10 protein-coding genes and 1 tRNA gene are annotated in these 12128 nt (G+C 65.3%); 10 read left to right on the plus strand and 1 reads right to left on the minus strand.

The window, feature by feature from the left end:
- Window positions 1–10: 10 nt before the first annotated feature.
- The 4 genes from glp (at window position 11) to M1247_RS29140 (ending at window position 3342) form a co-directional block, all read left to right on the plus strand.
- On the plus strand, window positions 11–1270 hold the full coding sequence (gene glp, locus M1247_RS29125) for a molybdotransferase-like divisome protein Glp (protein WP_317159888.1): 1260 nt from the start codon (window positions 11–13) through the stop codon (window positions 1268–1270).
- 17 nt (window positions 1271–1287) lie between these two features.
- A complete protein-coding gene (locus tag M1247_RS29130; protein ID WP_317159889.1) occupies window positions 1288–1917 on the plus strand; it encodes a GNAT family N-acetyltransferase in 630 nt (209 codons plus the stop codon).
- A gap of 242 nt (window positions 1918–2159) precedes the next feature.
- Window positions 2160–3218 (plus strand): divisome protein SepX/GlpR, encoded by a 1059-nt coding sequence (gene sepX, locus M1247_RS29135; RefSeq protein WP_317159890.1) that lies wholly within the window; start codon window positions 2160–2162, stop codon window positions 3216–3218.
- A 51-nt stretch (window positions 3219–3269) separates the two neighbouring features.
- Window positions 3270–3342 (plus strand) — tRNA-Ala (locus M1247_RS29140).
- Between the two features lie 15 nt (window positions 3343–3357).
- Here M1247_RS29140 and M1247_RS29145 read toward each other — a convergent pair.
- On the minus strand, window positions 3358–4335 hold the full coding sequence (locus tag M1247_RS29145; RefSeq protein ID WP_317159891.1) for an amidohydrolase family protein: 978 nt from the start codon (window positions 4333–4335) through the stop codon (window positions 3358–3360).
- Window positions 4336–4497: 162 nt separating this feature from the next.
- On the opposite strand from M1247_RS29145, the gene M1247_RS29150 reads away from it, so the two are divergent.
- The 6 genes from M1247_RS29150 (at window position 4498) to M1247_RS29175 (ending at window position 12126) form a co-directional block, all read left to right on the plus strand.
- Complete coding sequence (locus M1247_RS29150) at window positions 4498–6468, plus strand: acetoacetate--CoA ligase (RefSeq protein ID WP_317159892.1); 1971 nt, start codon at window positions 4498–4500, stop codon at window positions 6466–6468.
- Between the two features lie 46 nt (window positions 6469–6514).
- Window positions 6515–7378, plus strand: a complete 864-nt coding sequence (locus M1247_RS29155) for an alpha/beta hydrolase (protein WP_317159893.1) — start codon at window positions 6515–6517, stop codon at window positions 7376–7378.
- A gap of 83 nt (window positions 7379–7461) precedes the next feature.
- A complete protein-coding gene (locus M1247_RS29160; protein ID WP_317159894.1) occupies window positions 7462–8490 on the plus strand; it encodes a helix-turn-helix transcriptional regulator in 1029 nt (342 codons plus the stop codon).
- A 167-nt stretch (window positions 8491–8657) separates the two neighbouring features.
- Window positions 8658–9674: an alpha/beta fold hydrolase gene (locus M1247_RS29165; RefSeq protein WP_317159895.1), complete on the plus strand. Its 1017-nt coding sequence runs from the start codon at window positions 8658–8660 to the stop codon at window positions 9672–9674.
- Window position 9675: 1 nt separating this feature from the next.
- Window positions 9676–10896: a cytochrome P450 gene (locus M1247_RS29170; protein ID WP_317159896.1), complete on the plus strand. Its 1221-nt coding sequence runs from the start codon at window positions 9676–9678 to the stop codon at window positions 10894–10896.
- 27 nt (window positions 10897–10923) lie between these two features.
- Window positions 10924–12126 (plus strand): cytochrome P450, encoded by a 1203-nt coding sequence (locus M1247_RS29175; protein ID WP_317159897.1) that lies wholly within the window; start codon window positions 10924–10926, stop codon window positions 12124–12126.
- Window positions 12127–12128: the final 2 nt, after the last annotated feature.

The following is a 12128-nucleotide window of genomic DNA, read 5'->3' on the forward strand; positions in this document are numbered from 1 at the left end:
AAGGCGTGTTGTGCGTTCGGTGGAGGAGCAGCAGGCTCGGGTGGCGGCCGCCGCGGTGGCACCCCGTCCAGTGCGGGTGGCCATAGCCGAAGCGCAGGGCTTGATGTGTGCCGAGGAGGTCGTCACCGAACGGCCGATGCCCGGCTTCGACCAGGCCGCCATCGACGGATATGCGGTCCGCAGCGTCGATGTGCTTTCGGCGGGTGACGGCGACGATCCCGACGACAGCGGGTCCGGCGAGATCAGCCTGCCGGTGATGGGGTCCATCGAAGCGGGGGCACGCACGCCCAGCCGGCTGCAGCCCCGGCAGGCGGCCCGCGTGCAGACCGGGGCGCCCATGCCGACCCTTGCCGACGCGGTGCTGCCGTTGCGCTGGACCGACGGCGGCGACAACCGGGTGCGGGTGCTGCGCGGTGTGCGCTCCGGCGCCTACGTCCGTCGCACGGGTGACGATGTGCAGCCCGGCGATGTGGCGGTGCGCGCAGGCACCATCATCGGCGCCGCGCAGGTGGGCCTGCTGGCCGCGGTGGGCCGCGACCGCGTGCTGGTGCATCCGCGCCCGCGATTGTCGGTGCTGTGCGTCGGCGGCGAGCTTGTCGACGTGTCGCGGACCCCCGGCACCGGGCAGGTCTACGACGTGAATTCCTATGCCCTTGCGGCGGCAGGCCGCGACGCCGGAGCGGAGGTGAACCGCGTCGGCATCGTCAGCACCGATCCCGGTGAGCTTCGGGAAACTGTTGAGGGACAGGTCAATCGGAACGAGATCGTGGTGATCGCCGGCGCGGTGGGCGGGACCGCGGCCGAGGGTGTGCGTACGGTGCTCTCCGAGCTCGGCGATATGGAGGTCACCCGTATCGCGATGCACCCCGGTTCCGTCCAGGGGTTCGGGCAGCTGGGCCGTGAAGGTGTTCCGGTCTTCCTGCTGCCCGCGAACCCGGTGAGCGCCCTGGTGGTGTTCGAGGTGATGGTCCGTCCGCTGATCCGGTTGTCGCTGGGCAAGCGGGCGCCGATGCGCCGGGTGGTGCAGGCCCGCACGCTGTCGCCGATCACCTCGGTGGCGGGCCGCAAGGGATTCCTGCGTGGGCAGCTGATGCGCGACCAGGAGACGGGGGAGTATCTGGTGCAGGCGCTCGGTGGTGCTCCCGGGTCATCCACCCACCTGCTCGCCACGCTGGCCGAGGCGAACTGTCTGGTGGTGGTGCCCAGCGATGCCGACCAGATCCGTACGGGCGAGACCGTCGACGTTGCATTTCTGGCCCAGCGCGGCTGATGAGGCGCTCCGGGGGGATGCATCCAGGTTGGCCCGAACCCGTAGGACCGTTGCGGGTGCCCGCCGGGCTGGTGCGGCTGCGGCCGGTGCGGCTGCGCGACGCCGGGGTGTGGAGCCGGATCAGGATGGCCGACCGCAACCACCTCGAACCGTGGGAGCCGGTGACCGGCACGGATTGGCAGGTGCGCCATGCGGTTTCATCATGGCCTGCAGTGTGTTCGGGGTTGCGGGCGGAGGCCCGTAAGGGGCGGATGCTGCCGTATGTGATCGAGCTTGACGGGCACTTCGCCGGTCAGCTCACGATCGGCAACGTCACACACGGTGCGCTGCGGTCGGCGTGGATCGGCTACTGGGTGGACAGTTCCAGGACCGGCGGCGGGGTGGCCACCGCCGCGCTGGCGCTCGGGTTGGACCACTGCTTCGGCGCGGTGCGGTTGCACCGTGTGGAGGCCACGGTGCGTCCGGAGAACGCCGCGAGCCGGGCGGTGCTGGCGCACGTCGGTTTCCGGGAAGAGGGACTGCTGCGCCGGTACCTGGAAGTCGACGGGGCATGGCGGGACCACCTGCTGGTGGCGGTCACGGCCGAGGAGCTGACCGAGTCGGCGGCCCAGGCGCTGGTGCGGGCCGGCCGGGCCGCCTGGGGCTGACGGGGTTTCGACGCGCCGGTCGCTACGGCTCGTTGAAATTGCGCTGACGGCTGCGGTTTCACCGGATCCACAGCCCTGTAGGCAATCTCAGCGTCGCGAAGTATGCGGAAATGTTACAGATGTGACGTTTGTGACTGTTGGTGCTTGTATCAAGTGAATTACAGGTGTGTAATTGTCCTCGGCGCGCCCTCCACGGATGCGCTGGTCACAGACCTAGCCTGATGGGGAAAGGAGCAGGCGTCATGCCAAGCATCCCCCAGTCCCTGCTGTGGATATCGCTCGTCGTTCTCTGGCTTTTCGTGCTGGTGCCCATGTTGATCAGCAAGCGTGACGCCGTCCGTCGCACCAGCGACGTCGCCCTGGCCACACGTGTGCTCAACAGCGGACGCAACGCGCAACGGCTGCGACGCGGGCCCGCCGCCGGTCACCACAGTGACCCGCACTGGCGGCCGTCCGCCGACGACCTCGACCAGGACGTCGACGACGAATCCGAGGAACTGCCGGAACGCTCGGTGGTGGTGGCCACGGCCGTCGTCGAGCCCGAGACGGGCGAACCCGACTACCTCGATGTCGACGTCGTCGACGAAGACTCCGGCGCGCTGCCGGTCGGCACCTCCGCCGCGCCCGAAGCCGAAGAAATCGCTGAAGACACCGTCGAAGAAGTCGCCGAAGACCTCGAGGCTCAAACCGACCAGATCCCACTCAATCTCGACGACCCCGACGATCTCATCGAAGAGGACCAGGGCCCCGCCGAGCAGGATGGCACCGCCGACGAGTACGAGTACGTCGCGGACACATCCGGCCTGGAAGGCGAGGCCGGCGACGAGCAGGCCGGGGAACAGGACGAAGAGCCTGCCGCCCCGGCGAGCGCCTCACGTCAGCGCCGCTTCGAATCCAAGACCGCGGCCGAGGTGAGCGCCCGCAAGTTCAAGTTCCGCAAGCGCGTGCTCAGCGTGTTCGCCGTCGTGCTGGTGTTCTCGGCCGCCGCGGCATTCCTGCTGACCCCGTCGGCCTGGTGGGTGTGCGGCGCGACCGCCACGGTGACCGTCCTGTATCTGGCCTACCTGCGCCGCCAGACCCGCATCGAGGAACAGCTGCGCCGTCGCCGTGCACAACGCGTCATGCGGTCACGGCTGGGCGTGGAGAACACCGAGGACCCCAAGCTTGACGTGGTGCCAGCCCGGTTACGCCGGCCCGGCTCGGTGGTGCTGGAGATCGACGATGAAGACCCGATCTTCGAGCATCTCGACTACGCGCAGTACGGCCGCGAATACGATCTACCTCGTGCTGCAGGGCAGTAAGGCGGTCAGTTTCGGCTGACGTCCCGTGACTGATAGCCTGTACCGGCACTAGGGGCTATAGCGCAGTTGGTAGCGCGTCTCGTTCGCATCGAGAAGGTCAGGGGTTCGATTCCCCTTAGCTCCACAGAGATTGGACATGTCAAACGGACATTTTGTCCGCCAGCAACGTGCGCGCATTGTCGGTGCTGAGATTGCGCCAGGCGGACCCGGGTTCGTCGAAGGCCTGGTCAAGTTCCTGGAGCGCTGCGGTGACCACATGCGACGGAGTCCAGGGGTAATCGCTGCCGTACAACAGCCGGTCGTCCCGGGCGATGCTGCGCAAGGCCTGGACTTGCCGGGACGATGTCGTACCCGCCAGCTCGTACCAGAACCCTGCCAACAGGTCGGCGACAGTCGGTTCGGTGGACGCGCCGGATTCCAGCATCTGGAACAGCTGCACCCGATCGGCCAACAATGGCAGCACTCCGGCGCCATGCGGGATGATGAAGCGAATGTCCGGACAACGTTCGGCGGCTCCGCTGAGGATGAGGTCGACGACGGTGCGCGCGGTATCGAACAAGAACTCGATCATCGGACGCGGACGTCCGCAGGCGAGCTCCTCGTGTCCGATACACGATGTGGGGTGCACAAAGACGATGGTCTTGCGCCGGTTCAGCTCGGCAAGCAGCGGATCGAGGCGCGCATCACCGAGGTAATGGCCCCTGCTGTTGCTGAGCAGGATCACTCCCTCGGCGCCCAGTTCGTCGATCGCGAAACTGGCCTCCTCAAGCGCGGCATCGACCGCAGGTGACGGCACCGTGGCGAAGAAGCCGAACGCGTCCGGATGCTCCCGCACCGCCTCGGCCGCAAAGACGTTGACCTCACGGGCCAACGATCGTGCGGCCGCGTCGTCTCCGAAGTGCACCCCCGGAGACGACATCGACAGCAGGGTCCGCGATATCCCGGCTTCCTCCATCAACTCCAGATGGCGGCTTCGGCTCCACTGCGGCCAGTAGCTCTCCGGCATACCGTCCGCTTGCCGATGGCCGGCCGCCTTTGCCGCGGTGATATAGCCAGGAGTGGTGAAGTGTGCATGGACGTCGACCAATCCGGCCGGATGGTCATCGTTCTGCGACATGGGCGATCCCTTCTCGTCTAACCGGCCGCTCATAGGTATTCATCCACAGTCGTCGAGTCACAATGTCAGAGTATTACTTGTTTAATCGATTTTCCTGTGAAAAAGTCGAGTCCTGTGAAGATTGATCGAGTTGGTGGCCGAGACCGGGCGCCCGTTGCTCAGGTGTCTTCGGCGTCAGCCGGCCCGGCACCCATCTGGGTGCCCGAATCGACGCAGGCGGAATGCACGCAGCTTGCCCGGTTCACTGCTGAAGCCACCGCACGGTACGGCGTCGACGTGCCTACTTACCGCGACCTCTGGAAATGGTCCACCACTCGTCCGGAGCAATTCTGGGCCTGCCTGTGGGATTTTTTCGGCATCGAGGCCGACGGTGATCACCAGACTGTCCTGGGATCGACGGATATGCCTGGGGCCCAGTGGTTTCCGGACACCCGGCTGAACTACGCCGAACACGCTCTTTCGACGCGACACGACGCGGTGGTCATCACCCTCACCGAAGGTGGGCACCGCCACGATGTCAGTACTGCCGAATTACGCTCGCAGGTCGGTGCATTCGCGGCATGGTTGCGGAGCCTCGGCGTGCAGTCAGGTGACCGGGTTGTCGGCTATCTTCCGAACGGCATCCACGCCGTCGTGGGGTTCCTGGCCGCGGCGAGCATCGGAGCGATCTGGTCACAGTGCGGACAGGACTACGGAACCGACGGCGCCGCATCTCGATTCGCCGCGCTGAAGCCGACCGTGCTGATCGCTGCGGACGGTTATGAGTGGAACGGGCGACGGATCGACCGGCGAGCCGCCGCAGTAGCGCTGGCCGAATCGTTGACCACTCTTCGCGCCACCGTGTGGGTGCCCCACCTCGGACTGGACCTGCCGGGTGGCCCCCGTTCGGCAACCTGGGATGAGGCCACGATGGCCTCGGCGGATCCGCGCTTCGAGCGTGTCCCGTTTGGTCACCCGCTGTGGATCCTGTTCTCGTCGGGCACGACCGGCCAACCCAAGGGCATCGTCCACGGACACGGCGGAGTGCTTCTGGAGCATCTCAAACTGCTGGCGTTGCACAACGACGTCGGGGTCGGGAGTGTCTTCTTCTGGTACACGTCCACCAATTGGATGATGTGGAATCTGCAGGTGTCCGGACTGCTCACCGGCGCCTCCATCGTCACCTACGATGGCAGCCCGGCGTTTCCGAACGCTGCGCGACTGTTCGAGATCGCCGCCGGGAATCGCGTCGACACCTTGGGCGTGAGTCCGGGCTATCTCGCGCTGTGCGACAAAGCCGACCTGCACCCCGGCCGCGACCTCGACCTGAGTGCGCTGGTTCGAATCGGTGCGACGGGCGCGCCCTTGCCTGCCGCTTCGTACAACTGGGTTCGCGAGCGCGTCGGGAGCCGGGTTCAGGTGGCCTCGACCACCGGCGGCACCGACGTCGTGAGTGGTTTCGCCGGCAGCGCTCCCACCACACCGGTGTGGGCCGGCGAGATCTCCGCGCCGTGCCTGGGAGTGGCGCTCGATGCATATGACGATGCCGGGAATCAGCTGACCGGCCAGGTCGGCGAGATGGTGATCACCAAGCCGATGCCGTCGATGCCGCTGTACTTCTGGAATGATCCCGGCTACCACAAATACCGCGATGCCTACTTCGCCACCTATCCCGGTATCTGGCGTCACGGCGACTGGGTCACCTTGACCGACCGCGGCAGTGTCATTGTCTCGGGTCGTTCCGATGCCACGTTGAACCGTCAGGGCGTGCGGCTGGGCAGTGCCGACATCTACGCCGTGGTTGAGCGGATGCCCGAGATCGCAGACTCACTCGTGATCGGTGTGGAGCGTGGCGACGGGACGTACTGGATGCCGCTGTTCGTCGTCATGTCCGACGGTCGAGAACTCGACGATCGGCTGCGCGCGCACATTCGCGAACGTATCGCGGTCGAGGCGTCCCGGCGACACGTGCCCGACGACATCCTGGTGGTCCGCGCGTTACCCCACACTCGGACCGGCAAACGCATGGAGGTGCCGGTCAAACGGATTGTCCAGGGCCTGGACCCGGAACGGGCGGCGAACCTGGAGGCTGTCGACGACCCGGACGCCCTACTCCAGTTCACCCGCTTCAGCCCGAATCCGCCACGCGGATAACGAGATCAACGATCGAGTTGGGTCAGCGACGGAAGGACATCACTCCATGCACACTCTCAGCGCCGATGTCGATGGGCTCACGGTCGAATCGACGTATGAACCCGCGGAACTCCCGGTGCACGGTTACCCGCTGTTGGTCCTGCTCCACGGCGGGGGGTATACGAGCGAGTACTTCAAAGTGGCCGGATCCCAAGCTGGTTCGTTCGTCGACATAGCCAACCGCAGCGGATTCGACGTTCTTCGCATCGACAGGCCCGGATACGGGCGAAGCACCCGGCTCGCCGACGAGGTGAACACCTATGCACACCAGGCCGAGATCCTGGCGCGCGCCGTGGCATCGGCGATCGGCGATGAGGATCGGCCCGTCTTCCTGGTCGGTCATTCCATCGGCGGAATGATCAGCCTGGAATTGGCTGCACGGCAACTTGACTGGTGTCTGGTGGGGCTGTCCGTCAGCGGCATGGGCGCACAACTGTCCGACAGCGGACTCGGCGAACAATTGGGAGCGATTCCGGGGTCCGGTCTCGCCGAATTGCCGGCCGAGTTGCGGAGACAGATCTTCTACGGCCCGGAGGCCACCGTCTCGGCCGACGTGGTGGAGGCGGCGGGTATCTGCTACGCGCCGGCTCCGATCGTCGAATTGAGAGCCGCCGCCAGGTGGGCGTTCGAACGTCTCGACGAGGTGGCCGCCGCGGTGACCGCTCCGGTACATCACGCGCTCGGCGAATACGACTCCTTGTGGGACGTGTCCGAGGCTGCGCTGGCGGCGTTTACCTCGCGTTTTCGGCCCGAAGTCTCGATCAGACCGGAGCTCATTCGCCGAGCGGGGCACAGCATCGACCACCACCGCGTCGGCGCTACGCTGCACCACCGGCAACTCGGCTTTGCCCATCGCTGCGCCGTTACCTGAACCTTGCCTTGCCGACGCTTCGGCGACGGTATCGTGCCTGAGTGGGCCTGGGCATCCGCAGCCTCCGATCGGAAAGAACATCGATGTCAACCGCGCAACTGGAGCATGAGCCGCTGGCGCGGCGGGCGTTGCTCCGATCGCGGTCGGTCCGCGATACCGAAGTCAGCGGTGCCAAGCTGTTCTCCCAGCACAGGCTCCGGTTGGTCGATGCGCCGTCCGAGTTCGACGCGCGGGTCAACGGCCTGACCCTCAACGGGCTGTCGCTGTTCTACATGAACTACCGGGCGGCGCTGGCGGTCGTCGCGCCCCCGATGGACCAGGCCATCGGCGTCTGCTTCCCACTTGAGGGGAAGCTCGAAATGATTCAGGGGCGGCATCGTTTCGAAGCGCACGCGGGGCGCGGTGCTGCGGTCATCTCGTCCACGGAGCCATTCATGATGGAGTGGTCGCCGAATATGTCGATGTTCTGTCTGAAGATCGAGCGGTCCGCGCTCACCGACTTTGCCGGATCGTTGCTCGGAGAAGTCGAGCGTCTCGACTTCAAACGCGAAGTCGACTCGCCGCATGTGCTGGAGAGTCTTCTGGGATGTTTCCGGCTCGCCGAGCTGGCAGTTTCCCGGGTTCCACCCGGGCAGCACCTGTCAGCACCGCTGGCGGCACGGATACGCGACCAACTCCTGCTCACACTGCTGGTCTCCCAGCCCAATACCGGCAGCGCCGCGCTGGTCAACAACGATTCGTCGAATCGACGGTCGGCCGTTCGCCGAGCGGTCGAGTTCATCGAGGCCCGTCCGGCCACCGTCACCCCGAGCGAGGTCGCCAAAGCCCTGGGAGTCAGTCTGCGTGCATTGGAGCAGAACTTCCGGGACACCCTCGGAACGACGCCCGTTGCGTACATCCTCAAGTGCCGTCTGCAGCGCGCACACGCCGAGTTGTCGGCCGGTGACGCCTGCGCGGGAAATACGGTGGGCGCGATCGCCCGGCGCTGGGGCTTCAGCAATCTCGGACGGTTCGCTGAGCAGTACCGGAAGGCGTATGGCGCAACACCATCCGAAACGTTGCGGCACGCGCTGAACTCGCGGACCCTCGACGCAGGCCAACCTCTGTCCTGAAATCGCGGCGGCCTTGGCCGATACCCGCAACTGCATTGTGCCTCGCCTTCGGCCGGGGAATCGTTGCATCCACCGGCGAGCGTGATCATTGAAGGCGCCGGGTTCGCTGACAGGTCACGGCTCTGACGACACGTGTTGATCAGAGTCGACAAAGGAGGATTCGCGAGATGACGGCATCGGATCTGGAGTACTCGGCACTCCCCGACAGGGCAGTCGAGGTGCTCGCTGACTTCATGCCCGACGAAGCGCGCGTGGCGGCCCGGGTCGCCGAATTTCGCGACGTGCAGCCTCGGCCGGTCGATGAAGAAGGCGATGTCGAGGTGCTCGACGGTGTCACCTTCACACACCATTTCGTCGATGCGCCCGGCGATCAGGAGACCGTGCGCTTCCACTACGTCGAGGCCGGCGAGGGCGAACCGATCGTGTTCCTGCACGGGATACCGGAGTCCTGGTATGAATGGCATCACGAGATGGCGGCACTGGCCGGCGAATACCGCTGCATCGCTTTCGATCTGAAGGGTTACGGTCAGTCGGAGAAGTCTCCAGGAGACTACCGGCACGAAGCCGCCGGCGAACAACTGCTCGCCGCACTGGACGTCATCGGGGTTGATCGCTTCAACGTCGTGACCCACGACCGCGGAACCTGCCAAGCGGATTTCATCGCCGCCAATCATCCAGACCGCGTACTACGCTATGGCCGCGGCGAGCAGCATCTCTACCACTTCCACCCGAGTCTGGCGCCGCAAGGCCAATTGTTCGCCGACTCACCGTTTTCGGGAATGATGCTCGACAAGACACACTTCGTGGTCTGGGCCTACACGTGGTTGACCATGCGCCCGGTGTCCGACGCAGACATGCGTCGCATCATCCAGGAATACTCATTCGAGGATATCGAGAAGGCTGTTCCGCGGTACTTCAATTCGTCGACGTTCCGCCAGGAGTGGATCGAGCGGCGGAACCGTCTGCTCGAGAGCTGGAAGTGTCCCGTCATGGTCATGCAGGGCTACGACAGCAAGACCCAGCCACGCGAATTCTACGAACAGGCACGGGATTACATCCCGAATGCACCCGAGGTGCTGGTGCGGTACATCGATGCGGGGCACTTCTGGCCGATCGAGGCTCCGGATCAGGTCACCGCACTCGTCCGTGAGCTATTGGCGATTGACGTCACGGGGGCGCACTGACATGCCGCCGAGCATCACCTCGGACGACGGGGTACGGCGGCCCTTGGCGGACAGACTGAGGACGCCCGCATCCGATGTCGACATCTACGCAGATGAACACATCATCGAGCCTTACGGAGGCTATCGGGAGCTCCGTGACGCGGGCCCGATCGTGTGGATGAACCGCTACCAGGCATGGGCGGTGGCCCGCTATGAGAACGTCCGCGAAGTGCTGAAGGATTTCGACACGTTCTCCTCGGGACGAGGTGTGGCACTGAACGATCCGCTCAACGAGGTGGCCAAGGGCACAACCCTGGGTAGCGATCCGCCCGAGCACGACGAGTATCGCGACATCGTCGCGCACTCGCTGACGCCGCGCGCGCTCGCCAAACGTAGGGAGGCCATCGAGGAGCAGGCCGATCGGCTTGTCGAGAGCCTCGTCGAGCGCGGCAGCTTCGACGCCGTGACGGAGCTGGCGCAGGTGCTACCGCTGTCCGTCGTACCGGAGTTCATCGGACTTCCCCAGGAAGGCCGTGACCGCATGCTGGATTGGGCGTCCGCGACGTTCAACGCGCTCGGCCCGCTCAACGAGCGTGGCAGGCAGTCGTTGCCTGCCGTCGCCGAAATGGCGCAGTACGCCGCTGACCGCGTCGGCGCCCGAGATCTGGCGCCCGGCGGCCTCGGCGCCGGTGTGCTGGCGGCAGCCGACGCGGGTCGGATCACGCTCGAACAATGTCCTGCACTGCTCATCGACTACCTTGCTCCGTCGCTCGACACCACCATCAGCGCTGTGGGAAGCGCAATTTGGCTCTTCGCCACGCACCCTGCCCAGTGGGACGCGATACGGGCAAATCCGGATCTGATCCCGAATGCCTTCAACGAGGTACTTCGACTCGAAACACCCATTCGTGGATTCTGCCGCCACGTGTCCCGACCAACCGCATATCACGACGTCATGCTCGATGAAGGTGACCCGGTGCTGGTGTTGTACGCGTCCGCCAACCGCGACGAGCGCAAATGGACCAATCCCGACGACTTCGACATCACCCGGCGGTGCGCCGACCACGTCGGGTTCGGATACGGCATCCACAGCTGCGCCGGGCAAGGCCTGGCCCGCATCGAAGCGCATGCCGTGCTGGCAGCACTGGCCAAGCGCGTCGAGCGGATCGAGCTCGACACGAGCTCGCGAGGCGTCAACAACGTCATCCGCGCATTCGCCTCCGTGCGGGTAACGGTGTCCTGATTTCCAACGAGGGATGGTGAACCAACAATGAACTGTGCCAATAAGTCTGACCGACTGACCGAGTTCGACCACAACGACTCCACGGTGCCGGCCGCTGACATGCGACAGGCGTACACCGATATGCGGGAGCAGTGCCCGATCGCCCACAGCGAGCGCTTCGGGGGCTTCGATTACGTCAGTCGCTACGCTGACGTGCGCGAGATCCTGTCCAATTCAGATACGTTCACGTCGGGTGAGGGCGTATTCATCCCCGACACCGGAGTGCCGCGGGTTCCTCCACTGGAGTTCGACCCACCGGCACACACCACGTTGCGCAAGATGATGGACGGCCCCATCAACCCGCGTGCGGTGCGCGGCTTCGAGCCGACGATCGTGGAGATCGCCAACGGGCTGGTCGACGAGTTCGCGGCGCGCGGCACGGCAGACCTCGCCGCTGAGCTGGCAGAACCGTTGCCGGCCATTGTCATTGGACGCATGGTGGGGCTCGACAAGGACGAGTCCGTAGAGGTGCGCCGAATCGCCATCGAGCTGTTCGAAAGCATCGGCACCCCGGAGTTCGAGGCGAACATGCAGGGGTTCGCGGCGTTCAACGAGGCACAGCTGGAGCTTCGGCGCAGACAACCTCGTAACGACTACCTGACCGACATCGCGACGGGGGAGCTCAACGGTGTACCGGTGGACGCGGAACGCGTCACCGGCATCATGACCGCATACCTGCTGGGCGGACACCATTCGACCGCAACCGGAATCGGGGGGCTGCTGCGATACGTATTGACCGTACCGGGACTGCGTGACCGCCTGGTCAACAACGACGACAAAGCTCTGCTGCATCGTGTCATCGAGGAAAGCCTCAGGTTGACCACCCCGTTGCAGTTCTTCGCACGAACTGTCCACGGCGACAGTTCCGTTGGTGGAGTGCAGTTCTCGGAGAACCAGCGAATCGTCATGAATCTGGCGGCGGCGAACAGAGACCCCCGCCAGTTCGACGAGCCCGAGTGCTTCGACGCCGACCGGTCCCGCAACGCCCATGTCGCGTTCGGGGGAGGGTTGCACTCCTGTCAGGGACAGCATATTGCGCGCGCCGAGATGCGCGCGGTGCTCCAGGTACTCCTGACGAGGATTCCGGATGTTCACCTCGTCGGCGACGTCGACGAGGCAGGTGTCATCGCAGGTCTGATGGCGGTGACGTCGCTTCCCGTCGCATTCACCGCCGAGCCGTCACGAACGTGAGC

The sequence above is a fragment of the Mycobacterium appelbergii genome (assembly GCF_032883035.1).
Lineage (GTDB): Bacteria > Actinomycetota > Actinomycetes > Mycobacteriales > Mycobacteriaceae > Mycobacterium > Mycobacterium appelbergii.